This is a genomic window from Enterobacter sp. SORGH_AS_0287 (assembly GCF_031453695.1).
GTDB lineage: Bacteria > Pseudomonadota > Gammaproteobacteria > Enterobacterales > Enterobacteriaceae > Enterobacter > Enterobacter ludwigii.
The window spans coordinates 1,528,856-1,545,563 of the sequence record NZ_JAVIZW010000001.1; the positions used below are offsets into that span (position 1 = coordinate 1,528,856).

The window sequence follows — 16,708 nt, forward strand, 5'->3', positions numbered from 1 at the left end:
GCTCCCGTTTTACCATGGAAGGCATTTCGGCAAGGGTTATCTCCCTTCCTCTGTTCTACGTCGGATACTAGCCTCACGGGGAAATACCGTGAGATTTCTCACAAACCATAAAAAGCGTCTACGCTGTTTGAAGGTTCTGATCACAGTAAGGTGATGGAGAAGCTATGAGTTCATCGTGTATAGAAGAAGTCAGCGTTCCGGACGATAACTGGTCCCGGATCGTCAGTGAACTGTTAGGTCGTGCAGGCATCACTATTAATGGATCTTCGCCATCCGATCCACAGGTTAAGCATCCCGACTTTTTTAAACGCGTATTGCGGGAGGGATCGTTAGGCCTGGGGGAAAGTTATATGGACGGCTGGTGGGAGTGTGAACGGCTGGATATGTTTTTCTCCAGCGTGTTACGCGCCGGTCTGGAAAACCAGCTCCCCCGCAATCTGAAAGATACGTTACGTGTCGCCTCCGCCCGGCTGTTTAATCTGCAAAGCAAAAAACGGGCGTGGATCGTCGGCAAGGAGCATTACGACCTCGGTAATGACCTGTTCAGCCGCATGCTCGATCCTTTCATGCAATATTCCTGCGCCTACTGGAAAGAGGCCTCAACCCTTGAAGAAGCACAGCAGGCTAAGCTGCGTCTGATTTGTGAAAAACTGCAGCTACAGCCGGGCATGCGTGTGCTGGATATCGGTTGTGGATGGGGTGGTCTGGCCTATTTTATGGCGAAGCATTATGGTGCCAGCGTGGTCGGTGTGACCATTTCAGCTGAACAGCAAAAAATGGCACGGGAGCGCTGCCAGGGCCTTGATGTGGATATTCGCCTTCAGGATTATCGCGACCTGAACGAGCAGTTTGATCGCATAGTCTCCGTCGGCATGTTCGAACACGTGGGGCCGAAAAACTATGACACCTACTTCAGCGTGGTGGACCGTAACTTGAAACCTGACGGCATCTTCCTGCTGCACACCATTGGTTCTAAGCGCACCGACAATAACGTCGATCCGTGGATCAACAAATACATCTTTCCGAATGGCTGTTTGCCGTCCGTTCGCCAGATTGCTAACGCCAGTGAACCTCATTTCATTATGGAAGACTGGCATAACTTTGGCGCGGATTATGACACCACGTTGATGGCATGGCATTCACGTTTCCAGGAAGCCTGGCCAGAAATTGCGGACAACTATTCTGAACGGTTTAAACGGATGTTCAGCTATTATCTCAATGCCTGCGCAGGCGCCTTTCGCGCGCGTGATATTCAACTTTGGCAGGTTGTTTTCAGCCGAGGGATAGAACACGGTTTGCGGGTCGCACGCTAAAAAAAACCCCGGATATCCGGGGTTCATTTTATTCTTCTTCTGCGGTCTTTATTATTGCGGCTTCTTTTGCCGCCAACAGCCGCTCAACGGTATCCACAACCGCCTGAGTCTGCGGATCGATTTCGATATTAACCCGATGCCCCAGTTTTTTCGCCCCCAGGGTTGTACGCTGGAGAGTTTCAGGAATTAAATGCACGCAGAAACGGGTCGGCGTCACTTCCCCAACCGTCAGGCTAATCCCATCAATACCAATAAATCCTTTATACAGGATGTATTTCATTAATGAAGGATCCTGCACTTTAAACCAGATTTGACGGTTATTTTCCGAGGTGACAATCTTCGCCACTTCCGCGGTGGTCATAATATGGCCTGACATCAGATGGCCGCCAATCTCATCGCTGAACCTGGCCGCACGCTCTACGTTTACGGTATCCCCTACCACCAGCTCGCCCAGGTTGGTGATGCGCAGCGTCTCTTTCATTAAATCAAAGCTAATCTGGTTCCCGTTAATTTCGGTTACCGTCAGGCAACAGCCGTTATGTGCAATCGAGGCGCCAGTTTCAATGCCATCAAGCATATATTCCGGAAGCTCAACCACATGAGTTCGGAAATTAGGTTTTTCATCAATGGACACCACTTTGGCGGTGCCCTGCACAATACCAGTAAACATGCTTACAACTCCTGTTTTTTCCGGACGGTGGTGACACCGTTTAATCCCACCACAATAACAGTTGGAAAAACAGGTTGCCAGCGGAGCGCATTTTGTGGCGATTTTTTCACTAGATAAATAGCTAAACCCCGCTACAATAGCTGGCCCCCCCCTGCATTTTCTTCTTGCTGCCAGTTACGGCGGCCTTTTTAGTCTCTCAAATAACTAGAATATAAAGGTGTTCACGTGCAGAAGTACATGAATGAAGCGCGCCAGTTATTGGCACTGGCTATACCAGTGATCATCGCGCAAGTGGCCCAGACCGCAATGGGATTTGTGGATACGGTAATGGCAGGTGGCTACAGCGCCACCGATATGGCCGCCGTGGCAATAGGCACCTCGATCTGGCTTCCGGCCATCCTGTTTGGCCACGGCCTGCTGCTCGCCCTCACCCCAGTTATCGCTCAGCTTAATGGCTCAGGGCGACGTGAACGTATTGCCCATCAGGTTCGACAGGGGTTCTGGCTGGCAGGGTTTGTCTCCGTGCTGATAATGGTTGTGCTGTGGAATGCCGGTCATATCATCCGCGCCATGCATAATATTGACCCGGCTCTGGCTGACAAAGCCGTCGGCTATCTGCGAGCCCTGCTGTGGGGTGCGCCTGGCTATCTGTTCTTCCAGGTCGCGCGTAACCAGTGTGAAGGCCTGGCGAAAACCAAGCCCGGAATGGTAATGGGCTTTATCGGCTTGCTGGTGAATATTCCGGTGAACTACATCTTCATCTATGGTCACTTCGGTATGCCGGAGCTCGGCGGCGTCGGCTGCGGCGTGGCGACGGCTGCCGTCTATTGGGTGATGTTCTTCAGTATGATCTCCTATGTGAAACGTGCCCGTTCAATGCGCGATATCCGCAATGAACGTTCGTTCAGCACGCCAGACTGGAACATCATGACGCGTCTGGTGCAGTTAGGCCTGCCGATTGCACTGGCGCTGTTCTTTGAAGTGACGCTGTTTGCCGTGGTCGCCCTGCTGGTTTCTCCGCTCGGCATTGTGAACGTAGCCGGTCACCAGATTGCGCTGAACTTCAGTTCCCTGATGTTCGTATTGCCGATGTCGCTGGCCGCAGCGGTGACCATTCGCGTGGGCTTTCGTCTGGGGCAAGGTTCGACGCTGGATGCGCAAACGGCGGCCCGCACGGGGCTTGGCGTCGGTGTCTGTATGGCCATCTGTACGGCACTGTTTACCATCACGCTGCGTGAGCAAATTGCCCTGCTTTACAACGACAACCCGGAAGTGGTGGCCCTGGCCTCCCACCTGATGCTGCTTGCCGCGGTGTACCAGATCTCCGACTCCATACAGGTGATTGGCAGCGGCGTACTGCGTGGGTATAAAGATACGCGTTCGATCTTCTTTATCACCTTCATCGCTTACTGGGTGCTGGGTCTGCCGTGTGGTTATATCCTGGCGCTTACCGACCTGGTGGTTGACCGCATGGGGCCGGCAGGATTCTGGATGGGCTTTATCATCGGCTTAACCTCTGCGGCAATTATGATGATGCTGCGCATGCGCTTCCTGCAACGCCAGTCATCCTCGGTAATATTGCAACGCGCTGCACGTTAAATACGCAGTAGCCGCCAGCTGGCGGCTACTTTCTCTTCACTTTGCGCGGTAATAAAGCAATCGCGTGAAATCAGAGAGAAAAATGCATTTTCCCTCTTGCCTCAACGATGCTGTGCCGCTAATATTCGTCCCCGTTGTCACCGACAACACGTTGCGTTCATAGCTCAGTTGGTTAGAGCACCACCTTGACATGGTGGGGGTCGTTGGTTCGAGTCCAATTGAACGCACCATTCTGCGTCCGTAGCTCAGTTGGTTAGAGCACCACCTTGACATGGTGGGGGTCGGTGGTTCGAGTCCACTCGGACGCACCATTTCAGTCCTGAAATGGTGCAAATCCTCTTCTTAATGCCTGATTTTTCTTAATACCCCCATTTCATCATTATTCTCCTGCTACGCTTTTCTTATGGAAAAAAAACAGGAAGACTGTCGATGAAGAAAATCGCCATTATCGGCTCCGGCCCTACAGGGATTTACACCTTTTATTCTCTTCTTAAGAACGCGTCGCCGCTCTCTGTCTCCGTTTTTGAACAGGCAGACGAAGCTGGCGTGGGAATGCCCTACAACGACGACGATAACTCTCGCCTGATGCTGGCCAACATTGCCAGCATTGAAATCCCGCCCCTTTTTATGACCTACCTCGACTGGCTTAAGCGCCAGAGTGAAGCCCATCTGGCGCGCTTTAAGGTTGATAAAGCCACCTTGCATGACAGACAGTTTTTGCCCCGTATTCTGCTGGGCGAGTATTTTCGCGACAGTTTCCTGACGATAGTCCAGGAAGCTAAGAGGCGGGGATTTCAGGTTGAGATCCACACGTCTGCCACCGTCACCGATGTTGCCCCGTCTTCCTCCGGCGTGACGCTTTCGGTCAATGACACGCCGTTTCCGGAACAATTCGATCTCGCCGTGATCGCCACCGGGCATGTCTGGCCAGAAGAAGAGGAAGCCACGCGCGCGTATTTCCCAAGCCCGTGGTCAGGGTTGATGGATGCCCGCATCCGCCCCTGCCGCGTCGGTATTATGGGAACATCCTTAAGCGGGCTGGACGCGGCGATGGCCGTGGTCATGCAGCACGGTGAGTTTCGCGACGGCACGTTCCTCCTCGATAAAGGAAGTGAAGCGTTAAAAATTGTACTCATGTCCAGGACCGGGATTCTGCCAGAGGCCGATTTTTACTGCCCTATTCCGTACGAACCGCTGTCGGTATTAACCGAATCGGTACTCGAAGCCGAAATCGCCAAAGGATCAGACGGTCTGCTTGACCGCATTTTCGCCCTGATGGTGAAAGAGCTTGAACTCGCCGACCCGGCCTGGTGTGAGAAAATATCGCTGCGCATGCAGACGGCGGACAGCCTTCGCGAAGCGTGGTTTGAGGATCGAAAACAGCACGGTCCGTTTACCTGGGCTGAAGAGAACCTGATTGAAGTCGAGCGGAACAAACGTGACCGGCGCACGGTGGCCTGGCGCTACACCGTGCTTCGGCTGCATGAAGTGGTCCAGGAGATGGTTCCTCATCTTACCGAAAAGGACGCTGAACGCTTTAAAAACGGGCTGGCACGCGTCTTTATCGACAACTATGCCGCCATTCCCCCGCAGTCGATTCGCAGGCTTCTCGCGCTTCGTGAGGCCGGCATCATTAGCGTTGTGGCGCTGGGTGATGATTACACGCTGGATATTGGCAGCGCGCAGACGGTCATCACCACAAAAGAAACAACCTACCGTTTCGACGTCTTTATTGATGCCCGCGGGCAAAAGCCGCTTAAAACAAAAGATCTGCCCTTCCCGACGCTGCGCAAACAGCTACAGGCGACGGGCGATGAGATCCCGGATATTGGCGAGGATTACACGTTAAAAGCGCCGGAAACGCTTCGCGGACGCATTGCATTTGGCGCAATCCCGTGGCTGATGCACGATCACCCTTTTGTTCAGGGACTGGCGGAATGTGCAGAGATAGCAGAGGCGATGGCAAAAGCCGCAGAGAAAACCGCATCGGGTTCAAGAAGGAAATTACCGTACAGTGATGACTGACAGGGCATCCGTGCCCTGCAACGCGGGATTACTCGAAGTAAACCTGCGGGTTATCGGATAAAGAGACAAAGGTTTTCGTCTCTTTATCCAATGCAAGAATTTTGCCGCTTTCAATGTCATACACCCAGCCGTGAAGACGGATGGCGTTGTTGCGCAGGCCCACCGCCACTGACGGGTGAGTCTTAATGTTGCTCAGCTGCGCAAACACGTTTTCCTGCACCATCGCATTCACTTTATCGATTGGCTTATCCCAGGTTTTCTTCTCAACCACCGCTTTTGCCGCATCGGAATAGCGTAACCAGTGAGAAACCGCCGGCATAGGTTCGAGGTCCGCATTGTCGGCAATGGCTTTCATCGCCCCACAGTTGGAGTGGCCGCAGATAACAATATCGGTCACGCCCAGCGCGACAACCGCGTATTCAATCGTTGCGGAGACACCGCCTGGCTCAGGGCCGAACGGTGGCACGATGTTGCCAGCATTACGAATGACAAAGAGTTGTCCTGGCTCTTGCTGAGTGACCAGTTCTGGGACCAGACGGCTGTCGGAGCATGAGATGAACAGCGCTTTGGGATTCTGGCTGGACGCTAAACTGCGGAAGAGCTCTTTACGTTGCGGGAAAATCTCTTTTTGAAAGCTGAGAAAACCTTCAATGATATGTTGCATAGCAATTTCTCTTTTATCTGTTTTAGTTTAGGTATGATCGGGATCACACAAGTAAAGTTTACCCACCGGACTTTACTTCAGACAAGCAATATATTTCTGGCCCGACCGCTGCACAATCTCATCCGCATTCGCCAGGATATTTTGCCCTTCAAAAGCGCCGTACAGGCGAGCGAATTTTTTCCCCACCAGCCGCTTGGTCACGTCTTCGACGCTGCGGGCGGGCAACGGCAGCATATTCGGATAGCTCCACATAAACGAGACGGCATCTTTGCCCGGCGTGACCTGTAGAATATCGCCTGCCAGTAAGACACCATCACCCTCCTGCCAGTGCAGCACCGTTCCGCCAGCGAAATGTCCTCCGAGACGTAATAACGTTACCGCGGGGAAAATGTCCAGCGTATCGCCCTGCCAGAAGTGGAGCATCGGACTGTCGCGCATAACCCACTCGCGATCGTTCGCGTGCAGGTAAACCGGCGCATCGAAAGCCCCGGCCCACTCCTGCATCGTGGTGTAGTAGTGAGGATGTGAAATCGCGATCGCGCTGATGCCGCCGAGCGCCGTGATGATGGTTCTGGTTGCCGGGTCGAGATTCGCAATGCAATCCCAAAGGATATTGCCGTGGGGGGTACGCAGAAGCAGCGCGCGCTGGTTGATGGCAAAAGCGGGCACCGTTTTGATACTGAGCAGCTGCGGCTCAAGCTGCTGCCATTTATTGCTGTGTGTGGCCGTCACCGTCGCAAAATCACTCCACGCCTGGCCGCTGGCCGGAACATACTGGCGTTCATCCTCGCATACAGGGCATCGCGCCGGCGTTTCGTCATAAGAGGTACCGCAGGTTTTACACAGTGTAATCATGAGCTCTCCTCAGCGATAAAGCACTGAGTATGGCAGGGATTATCGTTATGTGCTGCGCGGTACATTGCCGGCTCTTTTTGCCCTATACTGTGCCAGTATCAAAAACCGAACAAAGCAGGTGCCATATGGAAATTGATCTCGAAAACTTGGTCTTTAACGGGCTGGATGAAGCTGAAGAGCGTAACGCGGAACGTCTCGACGACGCTGATAAAAAAGCGCAGTCGATTATCGCCGATGACGACTGCGGTGATGCCTGCAAGATCTGATGATAAAGCACCGGAAAACCCGGTGCTTTTTTATATTATTTCTTCAGCCCGTCAATCGCCGCCTGCGCGCACGCTTCATCAAGATGACCACCCGGCGCACCGCCGATCCCTATTGCGCCGATCACCTCATCCCCCTCTTTCACCGGCAGACCACCGGCCAGCAGCAGGAAGCCCGGAATATCACGCATGTTTTGTGCGCCGGCATTGCTCTGCGCGGCTTCCATAACCTTGCCTGACGCATTTTTTGCACTCAGCGCGGTATAGGCTTTCATTTCGCTGGCTTTTACCGTGTGTGGCCCGGCATTGTCGGTACGCTGCACCGCTTTGACCACACCGGCGCGGTCCACCACGGTGACCGTCACCTGGTAGTTTTTCGCAACGCAGGCCTGAATGGCGGAGGTTGCCAGCGCGTTGGCCTGCGCCAGGGAGAGGTTTTTCTGGTTCAACGCGTCGGCCTGTGCCGTCAGGCTTACGCTACCGGCGACAAGCGCGGCTGCCATCATTACTTTTTTCATCGCACGTCCTCGAATGATTGAATACCGTTCGATCGTACTCAGACGCGCGATGAAGCGTAATTCGGTTGATTACGCAATTATCCTGGTAGTTATACGGATTGTAATTTGTCGTAATCGCGGATTGCCTGCACCAGGCTGGTCACGCCAAGCTTGGCGAACGCCGCGGCCCGGTGCGCTTCAACCGTTCTGGGCGAGAGGTTCAACTGCAGGGCCACCTCTTTATTGCTGCGTCCTTCCATCAGCACCGCCAGCACCTCGTGCTCACGCGCCGTCAGTTGTTCGAAACGCGCTTTAATCCGCGACGTTTCCTGCCAGCGGGTCAGTCGTCTCTGGCTCTCTTCGAAGGCGAGCCCTACCGTTTCAATGAGCTTATCGGCATCCAGCGGCTTGGTGAAAAATTCAAAGACGCCATTGCGAAAGGCGCGGCGGCAGGCATCAACGGTGCCGTGTCCGGTCATGACGATAACCGGCAACAGCGGCCAGGGCCATTTGCCCTCCTCCAGCCAGGTCAGCCCGCCTTTTCCCGGCATGCGCATATCCAGCAGCAGACAGCCGACGAGCGCCGCGCGCCCACCGTGCGCTGACGTAAACGCGTCCACGCTTTCAAACCCATTGACCTGCCAGCCCATTCCCGAGAGTAAGAAGGCCAGCGACTCACGGATGGATTCATCGTCATCAATCAGCCAGACTGTGTTATCCACGCGTATTTACCTCTCCACTCGCCAGTTGTAACCGGACCTGCGCCCCGCCCTGGGGCGCATTGCCAAGCGTAATTGATCCATTCATGCGCGTCATCAACGACTCCGTTAACGTCATTCCCAGCCCTATTCCTTCCGTCCGTCCGCTGTAAAACGGCATAAAGGCGTTCTGCAAGGCCTCCGGGCTAAAGCCAGGTCCGCCATCGGTGAGTGTGATATAAATCCAGTTTTCCCGTTTCTCGCTGGTTATTTTCACCCACCCTTGCGCGCACTCTTGCTGGGCCTGAATGGCATTACTGAGCAGATTATGCAGCACCTGTTCAAGCCAGAGTCTGTCTGCCAGAACCCGCGTGGCACCTGCCGCGAACGCATGGCTCACCGCGATATGCTCAGAGCGGCGTTCATGTTCAAGGAGATCGACCACCTGCTGCCAGCACGGTTTCAGGTCGATGTCGCGCAAGGTGACTTTTTCCTGAACCACATGTTCGCGAAAGCGGATTAAGAGCGCGCTGATACGCTGGGTTTGTACCAGCGCGGCAGCCAGCGCCTGCGATACGGCCTGCGGATTCGCCTGCAGTTGCTGGCGCTGAGCACCCTGGATCCAGGTCTGAACGGCAGTCAGCGGCTGGTTAATCTCATGCACGATCCCAGCGGTGATCTCTCCCAGGGTGTTGAGCCTTGCATGCTGGTAATAGTGTGCGCGCTGTTCCGCGTGCTGGCGCTGCCGCCGTTGCCAGAGCAGCATGCTGGCCGCGGCGATAAGCACTGCCCAGCCGAAGAACAGGAACGGATATACCCACCAGGAGACGGCCAGCCAGTGCGGCTTTGCCGTGGCCATAAGGGTGAAAGGTTGTGTGGGTTGCGTGAAGGTCCGCTGCCAGTGCCAGAAAGCCCCGGCAGGGGGCGCGTTATCTGCGTCATTGAAGCGAATGGCAAGTGCATCAAAGGTATGTTGGGTGCTGAGCAGCGGCGCAAGATCGATAAGTACGCGGATCTGACGCCAGGGATTATACAGCCAGTACTGACAATCGCGGGTCGATTCCACACGGGCAGCGTTCAGCGCACGGCCTGAGGTTTTCTCAAGGGCGAGGATGTGCGGGAATTTTTTGCGCAGAGCCGCGAGGTCTTCCTCACCGTTGAGTAACGGCAAAACAGATTCATTTTGCGTCAGCACGGCGCTAAGGGTGGAATAGCGTGTCGAAAACTCACGATCGCGTTCCCAGAACTGGCGGCGGATCTGTTCGGCATAGAGCAAAACGCCGCTGATGAGGCACACCAGCAGCCAGACAATAACCGTGCGCCTGAAAAGAGTGTTATTCATTCCGTTAACGGGTCAGGAGATTCATCCTGCCGACATTAGCAGTTAACCGTTGTCAGAACAAAATTTCGCACAGCTCATTCCAGTACATTTCGCGCGTGCGGCGCAGTTCAGCGTGACGTTTTATCATGGAACCACTCCGGATCAATGTTGGCAACGTCCACGCCATACAGGCTGGCGACAGGCAGTACGGACTCAAGAACACGTTGCGCGCTGTTCTCCGCATTCGCTGGTCGGGTCGCAAAAAACCGCCGTAACGTGTTTATCCACTTTTTCATCGTCTTTCCCCCTTTCGCTTCACTTGCCCTAAGTTAAACACCCAACACCCGCACAGGGGAAATACCAAAATCCACTGTTGTTGTGCAGGATTTGCAAATAGCCCTCCATTCTTTTACTCGCCATTAACACCTTGTTCACTAATGCTTTTTTGCTTATAGCAAAGAACGATTTCTTATTTGGCGAGAGCTTTCGCTTATGGGAGCGTAACGGGGTAAAACAAAAACAACGGGATGAACAATCACTATGGCAGCAAACACGAAAGGGTTTAAAAAAAGGACACTGGTGCTGGGCTTACTGGCGGCAGGCGGTCTGTTCTCAATGCAGGTGCAGGCCGATCAACTGGCGGATATTAAAGCCGCAGGCGTGGTCAAAGTTGCCACCTTTGATGCCAATCCGCCGTTTGGCTCCATCGATGCAAAGACCCATGAGATTGTCGGCTACGACGTCGATTTCGCCAGAGCGCTTGCCAGTGCACTTGGCGTGAAGCTTGAACTGGTCGCCACCAACCCGGCTAACCGCATTCCCCTCCTGCAGTCCGGTAAGGCGGATTTGATTGTGGCAGATATCACCATTACCCCGGAACGGGCGCAGGTGGTTGATTTCTCCCTTCCCTATTTCGTGACCGGCCAGCAGTTCCTGGTACCGGTAAAAGCTGCCGATACGCTTGAGGCCTATAGCCGGGCGCGCATTGGCGCGGTAAAAGGCACAACGGGTGAACAGGCGCTGCACCAGCGTTTCCCGCACGCCCGCGTGCTCTCTTATGACGATATTCCGCTGGCGCTGACGGCCCTGCGCAACGGTAACGTGCAGGCTATCACTCAGGACAGTACGATTCTGGCCGGTCTGCTGGCGCAGGCGCCGGACAAGGCGAACTTTAAAATCCTGCCCGATCTGCTCAGCAAAGAAGAGATTGGCGTGGGGGTAAAAAAAGGCGAAACCGCACTGCTGAAAGCCGTCAACGACGAGCTTGTTAACCTTGAGAAGAACGGTCAGGCGGCAAAAATCTATGACGTCTGGTTCGGTCCGGATACCCCCTCCCCACAGCCTCGTGCCTTTAAAATAGAAGCTCAGTAATATGCTCTCAGCGCTTTTTTCACACTCCGCGGCCGGTGCCGCGGATTTTTCACATCTGGAACACGCCAGCGTCGAGTTTCGCGATGTGCAGAAACATTACGGAAACCATCAGGTCTTAAAGGGCATTAACCTCACCATCACGCCAGGTGAAGTGGTGGCCATTCTCGGGCCTTCGGGTTCCGGTAAATCCACCCTGATCCGGCTTATCAATCAGCTTGAAACCCTGAGCGGTGGCGAGATCCTGATCGATAACAAACCCACCGGACGGCTCTCCGGCACCGCGCTGCGTCAGTTGCGCAGCCGCGTCGGGTTTGTGTTTCAGCAGTTCAATCTTTACGCCCACCTCACCGCCAGTCAAAACATCACGCTGGCGCTGGAGCATGTTCACGGCTGGAAGGCCCAGCCAGCTCAGGCGCGGGCGCTGGCACTGCTGGAAAAAGTGGGGATGCTGGAAAAAGCACACCATTTCCCTGCCGAACTTTCCGGCGGTCAGCAACAGCGCGTGGCGATTGCCCGCGCGCTGGCCTCTTCACCGCAAATCATTTTGTTCGATGAGCCGACCTCCGCGCTTGACCCGGAGATGATTGGCGAAGTGCTGTTCGTGATGAAGGCGCTTGCGCACAGCGGAATCACCATGATTGTGGTGACGCATGAGATGCAATTTGCCCGGGAAATTGCCGACCGGATTGTGTTTATCGACGCCGGGCACGTTCTTGAAACCGCGCCACCGGAGCAATTTTTCAGGCAACCGTCGCACCCACGCGCTCAGCGATTCCTGCAAAAAGTCCTGAACCCGCTGCATCAGGAGCATCTCTAATGCCCGCACTTGACTGGCAGGGCGTGCTGACCGGACAGCCCCTGCAGTGGATCGCATCCGGATTTCTCACCACCCTGTGGGTGACGCTCGCGGGGATGCTGCTGGCAACCCTGCTCGCGCTGCTTTTTCTGCTTCTGCGCCTGACGGGTGGACGTGTCGGGAACGCGGTCGTCAGTAGCTGGGTGTCGCTGTTTCGCAATACGCCGCTGCTGGTGCAGCTGCTGTTCTGGTATTTCGCCGCCTGGAACGGGTTACCGCAGGCGTTCCGGGATGCCGTGAATGCGGATCACCGCTGGTCCGTTTTGCCCGGTGACGTCTGGTGGTTTACCCCCGAGTTTTTATGCTCTGCATGGGGGTTAGGCGTATTCACCTCGGCTTTCTTGATTGAGGAAGTGGCATCGGGACTACGTTCAGTCCCTGCCGGGCAACGGGAAGCGGCGCTCGCACAGGGATTTTCCGCGTGGCGCTTATTTCGTTACATCCTTCTGCCGCAAGGGCTGGCCAACGCCTGGCAACCCGTTGTCGGGCAGTATCTCAATCTGATGAAACTCTCATCGCTCGCCAGCGGCATTGGCTTTGCCGAATTGACCTATCAGGTGAGACAGATTGAAAGCTACAACGCCCATGCGCTGGAGGCGTTTACCGTCGGCACCGTCCTGTACCTGCTTACCGGTATGCTGATGGGGGCGGTGCTGGTGCGCCTCGGCCCAATATCAGGGAGGGGAAACCATGCTTGCCGGACTTAATGTCATTACCGATAACCTGGATTACCTGCTCTGGGGACGTGCGGCAGTTGGGGAGCCTGGCGGGGTCTTGCTCTCATTGCTGATGGCGCTGGGCGCGGCGGCTCTCGCCCTGCCCGGTGGAATTGCTCTCGCGTGTCTGGCCTGGCGTTTTACGGGGCTTGTGCGCAAGGCGCTCTTTGTATGGGCGGAATTAATTCGCGGGATCCCGCTAATCTTTGTGATTTTCTGGATGTGGTATCTGCTGCCGCTCATCACCGGCGGCGATCTCCCGGGGGCGCTCACCGTCACGCTGGCCCTGGCCTGGTTTACCGCGGCCTCGGTTATGCATTCAGTACTGGCCGGACTCAGCGCCTTACCGTCAGGGCAGTACGAGGCCGCCCTGTCTCAGGGTTTCAGTACCCGGCAAACGCTGTCGCGCGTGCTGCTGCCGCAGGCGCTGCGCAATATTCTGCCGTCACTGGTGGGGATTTTTATCAGCCTTCTGAAGGATACGTCGCTGGCGTTTATTGTGAATGTCCCTGAGCTCACCACGGTGGCCGGCCAGGTGAACAACCGGGTGCAAATTTACCCGGCAGCCATTTTTATCTTTACGGGTGTGGTCTATTACCTGCTCTGCTGCTCCCTTGAGCAGCTTGCGAAACGCTGGCGCTTCAACCGGCCAGCGCTTTGACCACGGTTTCCATCGCCTGGGTGGTTAACTCGCTACGTTTTACGCGCTGGTTCGCCAGCGCCGTACGCAGCACCCCCGCAATGACAATATGCTTCGGCTCCTGCCCCAAATCACGCATCTCCAGAACGACCTTCCCGACCACACGACACATCTCCTGATACAGCGCTTCGTCTTTGGTCACATTACCCATCGTCATCACTCCATTGCCCTAAACTCTCAGCTTAAATGATTCATCGCCCGGATACAAAAAAGAAGCCCGGCGAGAGTCCCGCCGGGCTTCATTCGTAAAATCAATAAATTAGTGGTTTACCGGGATCACTGCGCCTTTGTATTTGGTGCGGATCCAGTCCTGGATCGCTTTGGAGTGCAGAACGTTCACCAGCGCGACGATATCTTTCTTCTTCTCGTCACCACGATGAACGGTAATGATGTTGGCATACGGGTTATTTTCACCACTCTCTACCGCAATCGGGTCATGTACAGGATCAAGGCCCGCATCAATCGCGTAGTTGGCGTTAATCACGACCGCGTCACCTTCGTCGTTGTTGTACATCTGTGGCAGCAGAGAGGCTTCCACGTTAGGCGTAAACTGCAGTTTTTTCGGGTTTTCCACGATATCGCTGATACGCGCGGTCACTTTGTCGATGCCCGGCTTCAGTTTGATCACCCCCTCTTTTTCGAAGATAGAGAGAATGCGGCCCTCTTCAGATACAGCATCACGCATGATGATTTTGCCGCCCTGCGGCAGATCTTTCAGGGATTTGTATTTTTTGGAATAGATCCCGATTGGCTCGATGTGGATCGCGCCCGCGCTGACAAAATCATAATCCTTATCACCGGCGTGATCTTTCAGCACGCTGTTCAGGTAAGGAATATGCTGGAAATAGTTAGCGTCAATATCATGACCCGCCAGCGCGGTGTTGGGCAGAATGTAGTCCTGGAAAGGTTTGATCTCCAGATCGATACCCTGCTTCGCCAGGATAGGCTTCGCCTGCTCCAGAATTTCGGCGTGCGGCGTGTTGGATGCCCCCACGGTCAGGGTATCAGCCCAGGTGGCAAAGCTCAGGGCGCTCAGGGTTGCTGCGGCGATCAGTGTCAGTGTTTTTTTCATGATGATGGTTCCTGTGTGTTATTAGAGATTATCGTTTATCTAACAGTGAGGTCAGGACGTCGCCGCAGAACTGGATAATGAAAACGATGATCAGAATGGTCACCGTCGCCACCAGCGTGACGTCGCCATGGTTGCGCTGGAATCCTTCCAGATAAGCCAGATTTCCCAAACCGCCTGCGCCAATCACCCCCGCCATGGCGCTGTAACTCACCAGCGCAATCAGCGTTACCGTAATACCTGATACCAGTGCAGGTGATGACTCCGGCAGTAAAACCCGAAACACCAGGGTGCTCAGCCGTGCGCCCATTGAGCGCGTGGCTTCAATAACCCCCTTGTCCACTTCACGCAGGGCAATTTCGACCAGGCGAGCGTAGAACGGTGCCGCACCGACAATCAGAGCCGGCAGCGCCGCGTTGGCGCCAAGAATGGTGCCGACAAGGGTTTTCGTGAACGGGATCAACAGCACAATCAGAATGATGAACGGGATAGAACGAAACACGTTCACCACAATTGAAATCACGCTGTAGACCGTGCGGTTGTGGAACAACCCGCCGCGCGCGGTTAAAAACAGCGCCAGGCCAAGGACAATTCCAAGAACAAAGGTTGCCACGCCGGAAAGGGCAGTCATGTACAGCGTTTCCAGCGTCGCCGCCCAGAGTTGCTCCCACTTCAGATGAGGAAAAAGCGTCTCAGCCATGTTTAATTACCTCGCCTTCAATATCGCTGTGCTTCAGGTCGGCGAGGATATTGCTCAGTTGTTCATCCGATGCCACGACGTGTACCCAGAGTTGCCCAAATACGCCGTGGGCCGTTTGGGTCATTTTTCCGTGCAGAATGTTAAACGGCAGGCCGTAGCGCAGAGTCAGCTCGCCCACGATCGGCTTATGGGTGCTGTGGCCCGTAAAGGTCAACCTGATGACGCTACCTTCAAGGTCAGCTGCCAGCTCCGTATTAAACGTCTCTTCCTCGGCATACTGGCTCACCTGGCGGACAAACTGCTGAGTGATAGGCTGCTGCGGACGGGTAAAGACGCTCAGCACCTCCCCCTCTTCCACCACTTTGCCGTTCTCCATCACCGCCACGCGGTCGCAAATTTTGCGCACCACGTGCATCTCGTGCGTGATCAGCACAATGGTCAGCCTGAAGCGGCGGTTAATGTCCAGCAGCAGATCGAGGATTTGATCGGTGGTCTGCGGGTCGAGGGCTGACGTGGCTTCATCGCACAGCAATACGTCGGGGTTATTGGCCAATGCACGCGCAATCCCCACACGCTGTTTTTGCCCGCCACTCAGCTGCGAGGGATAGGCGTTCTCGCGTCCCTTCAGCCCAACGAGATCGACCAGTTCGGCCACGCGGGCCTTAATGTTGGCTTTTGGCACACCGGCGATTTGCATTGAGAACGCGATATTCTCACTCACCGTGCGCGACCAAAGCAGATTGAAGTGCTGGAAGACCATGCTGATTTTCAGACGCGCCTGGCGCAGTGCTTCGCCCTTTGCGGCAGAAATGTCCTGTCCGTTGATGGTCACACTGCCGCGAGTGGGTTTTTCCAGTCCATTCAGCAAACGAATAAGAGTACTTTTACCCGCGCCGCTGTAACCGATAATGCCGTATATCTGCCCCTGCTCTATCGTCAAATTGACGTTATCAACGGCAGTGAGTGCAACCTTCCCGTTGTCAAAAACCTTCGAAATATTGCTGAGTACAATCATTCTTATGTGTAATCCGTCCCGCGCATGGCGGTTTAGCAGTATGGATGTCCAAATGATAGTAAACAGGCGTTATCACCTTTTAAATGAACAAAAAGGAATTTGTTATAACTTGCAGGAATAAATAGCGATTTTCGTACCGGCAGGCATTTAGACCAATTTCAGAAATGATTATCTGGCATGTGCATATCAGTGGTTCATCACCTGATGAAAACGGTTAATTTTTCAGCATTTTTGACTGATATAGCCATCCTCACATCCAGAGCACTTTACGTCTTGCTATCCCTCCATCCAAAAACGGCATTTATATTCTTTTCTGTTCTAAAACGGAGTGAAGGATTCTTTAAGGGGTTAATTTCCCCGCCCTATCATCCTGTCA

General features: G+C 54.5%; 19 protein-coding genes and 2 tRNA genes. 10 read left to right on the plus strand and 11 right to left on the minus strand.

What is annotated here, in order from left to right; genetic code table 11:
• The first annotated feature begins 164 nt into the window (after positions 1 to 164).
• The gene (gene cfa / locus QE396_RS07240; protein WP_014169766.1) at positions 165 to 1,313 is read left to right on the plus strand and encodes a cyclopropane fatty acyl phospholipid synthase; all 1,149 of its coding nucleotides are present in this window, start codon (positions 165 to 167) and stop codon (positions 1,311 to 1,313) included.
• Positions 1,314 to 1,341: 28 nt separating this feature from the next.
• On the opposite strand, the gene QE396_RS07245 is transcribed toward cfa, so the two are convergent.
• Positions 1,342 to 1,983, minus strand: coding sequence for a riboflavin synthase (locus tag QE396_RS07245; RefSeq protein ID WP_020884345.1), 642 nt, complete (start codon positions 1,981 to 1,983; stop codon positions 1,342 to 1,344).
• Between the two features lie 225 nt (positions 1,984 to 2,208).
• On the opposite strand from QE396_RS07245, the gene mdtK reads away from it, so the two are divergent.
• The 4 genes from mdtK (at position 2,209) to QE396_RS07265 (ending at position 5,607) form a co-directional block, all read left to right on the plus strand.
• Positions 2,209 to 3,582, plus strand: coding sequence for an MdtK family multidrug efflux MATE transporter (gene mdtK / locus QE396_RS07250; protein ID WP_014169764.1), 1,374 nt, complete (start codon positions 2,209 to 2,211; stop codon positions 3,580 to 3,582).
• Positions 3,583 to 3,735: 153 nt separating this feature from the next.
• A tRNA-Val gene (locus QE396_RS07255) sits at positions 3,736 to 3,812 on the plus strand.
• A gap of 4 nt (positions 3,813 to 3,816) precedes the next feature.
• Positions 3,817 to 3,893: transfer RNA gene (locus QE396_RS07260), tRNA-Val, on the plus strand.
• 118 nt (positions 3,894 to 4,011) lie between these two features.
• Positions 4,012 to 5,607: an FAD-NAD(P)-binding protein gene (locus QE396_RS07265; RefSeq protein WP_020884347.1), complete on the plus strand. Its 1,596-nt coding sequence runs from the start codon at positions 4,012 to 4,014 to the stop codon at positions 5,605 to 5,607.
• Positions 5,608 to 5,635: 28 nt separating this feature from the next.
• Here the strand turns inward: QE396_RS07265 and QE396_RS07270 are convergent, their stop codons facing one another.
• Together QE396_RS07270 and QE396_RS07275 are read right to left on the minus strand one after the other, a co-directional pair.
• Positions 5,636 to 6,271: a carbonic anhydrase gene (locus tag QE396_RS07270; RefSeq protein ID WP_014169762.1), complete on the minus strand. Its 636-nt coding sequence runs from the start codon at positions 6,269 to 6,271 to the stop codon at positions 5,636 to 5,638.
• Positions 6,272 to 6,343: 72 nt separating this feature from the next.
• Positions 6,344 to 7,126: an MBL fold metallo-hydrolase gene (locus QE396_RS07275; protein ID WP_020884348.1), complete on the minus strand. Its 783-nt coding sequence runs from the start codon at positions 7,124 to 7,126 to the stop codon at positions 6,344 to 6,346.
• Between the two features lie 125 nt (positions 7,127 to 7,251).
• Here QE396_RS07275 and QE396_RS07280 point away from each other — a divergent pair, with 125 nt between their 5' ends.
• Positions 7,252 to 7,392 carry a hypothetical protein gene (locus QE396_RS07280; protein WP_020884349.1) on the plus strand — a complete coding sequence of 47 codons (141 nt, stop codon included), beginning with the start codon at positions 7,252 to 7,254 and terminating at the stop codon, positions 7,390 to 7,392.
• Positions 7,393 to 7,427: 35 nt separating this feature from the next.
• Here QE396_RS07280 and QE396_RS07285 read toward each other — a convergent pair whose 3' ends face one another.
• The 4 genes from QE396_RS07285 to QE396_RS07300 form a co-directional block, all read right to left on the minus strand.
• Complete coding sequence (locus QE396_RS07285) at positions 7,428 to 7,907, minus strand: heme-binding protein (protein WP_020884350.1); 480 nt, start codon at positions 7,905 to 7,907, stop codon at positions 7,428 to 7,430.
• Between the two features lie 89 nt (positions 7,908 to 7,996).
• Entirely contained in the window at positions 7,997 to 8,608 is a 612-nt protein-coding gene (locus QE396_RS07290) for a response regulator transcription factor (RefSeq protein WP_014169758.1), read from the minus strand.
• The gene (locus QE396_RS07295; RefSeq protein ID WP_309950516.1) at positions 8,601 to 9,926 is read right to left on the minus strand and encodes a HAMP domain-containing sensor histidine kinase; all 1,326 of its coding nucleotides are present in this window, start codon (positions 9,924 to 9,926) and stop codon (positions 8,601 to 8,603) included. The genes QE396_RS07290 and QE396_RS07295 overlap by 8 nt, the downstream gene beginning before the upstream one ends.
• Before the next feature lie 107 nt (positions 9,927 to 10,033).
• Positions 10,034 to 10,201: a hypothetical protein gene (locus QE396_RS07300; RefSeq protein ID WP_014169756.1), complete on the minus strand. Its 168-nt coding sequence runs from the start codon at positions 10,199 to 10,201 to the stop codon at positions 10,034 to 10,036.
• Between the two features lie 244 nt (positions 10,202 to 10,445).
• Between QE396_RS07300 and QE396_RS07305 the strand changes: the two genes are divergently transcribed.
• Genes QE396_RS07305 through QE396_RS07320 form a run of 4 tightly spaced genes read left to right on the plus strand, consistent with a single transcriptional unit; the run spans position 10,446 to position 13,509 of the window.
• Positions 10,446 to 11,276 (plus strand): ABC transporter substrate-binding protein, encoded by an 831-nt coding sequence (locus tag QE396_RS07305; RefSeq protein WP_020884352.1) that lies wholly within the window; start codon positions 10,446 to 10,448, stop codon positions 11,274 to 11,276.
• A gap of 1 nt (position 11,277) precedes the next feature.
• A complete protein-coding gene (locus tag QE396_RS07310; protein WP_014169754.1) occupies positions 11,278 to 12,093 on the plus strand; it encodes an amino acid ABC transporter ATP-binding protein in 816 nt (271 codons plus the stop codon).
• The gene (locus QE396_RS07315) at positions 12,093 to 12,839 is read left to right on the plus strand and encodes an amino acid ABC transporter permease (RefSeq protein WP_020884353.1); all 747 of its coding nucleotides are present in this window, start codon (positions 12,093 to 12,095) and stop codon (positions 12,837 to 12,839) included. Before QE396_RS07310 ends, QE396_RS07315 begins: the two co-directional genes overlap by 1 nt.
• On the plus strand, positions 12,823 to 13,509 hold the full coding sequence (locus QE396_RS07320; protein WP_020884354.1) for an amino acid ABC transporter permease: 687 nt from the start codon (positions 12,823 to 12,825) through the stop codon (positions 13,507 to 13,509). Before QE396_RS07315 ends, QE396_RS07320 begins: the two co-directional genes overlap by 17 nt.
• On the opposite strand, the gene fumD is transcribed toward QE396_RS07320, so the two are convergent.
• From fumD to QE396_RS07340, 4 genes are all read right to left on the minus strand, one after another.
• Complete coding sequence (fumD, locus tag QE396_RS07325) at positions 13,490 to 13,699, minus strand: fumarate hydratase FumD (RefSeq protein WP_014831602.1); 210 nt, start codon at positions 13,697 to 13,699, stop codon at positions 13,490 to 13,492. The genes QE396_RS07320 and fumD overlap by 20 nt on opposite strands.
• A gap of 108 nt (positions 13,700 to 13,807) precedes the next feature.
• Positions 13,808 to 14,620, minus strand: a complete 813-nt coding sequence (locus tag QE396_RS07330) for a MetQ/NlpA family ABC transporter substrate-binding protein (protein WP_020884355.1) — start codon at positions 14,618 to 14,620, stop codon at positions 13,808 to 13,810.
• A 28-nt stretch (positions 14,621 to 14,648) separates the two neighbouring features.
• Entirely contained in the window at positions 14,649 to 15,317 is a 669-nt protein-coding gene (locus QE396_RS07335) for a methionine ABC transporter permease (RefSeq protein ID WP_020884356.1), read from the minus strand.
• A complete protein-coding gene (locus QE396_RS07340) occupies positions 15,310 to 16,332 on the minus strand; it encodes a methionine ABC transporter ATP-binding protein (RefSeq protein ID WP_020884357.1) in 1,023 nt (340 codons plus the stop codon). The genes QE396_RS07335 and QE396_RS07340 overlap by 8 nt, the downstream gene beginning before the upstream one ends.
• Positions 16,333 to 16,708 lie beyond the last annotated feature (376 nt).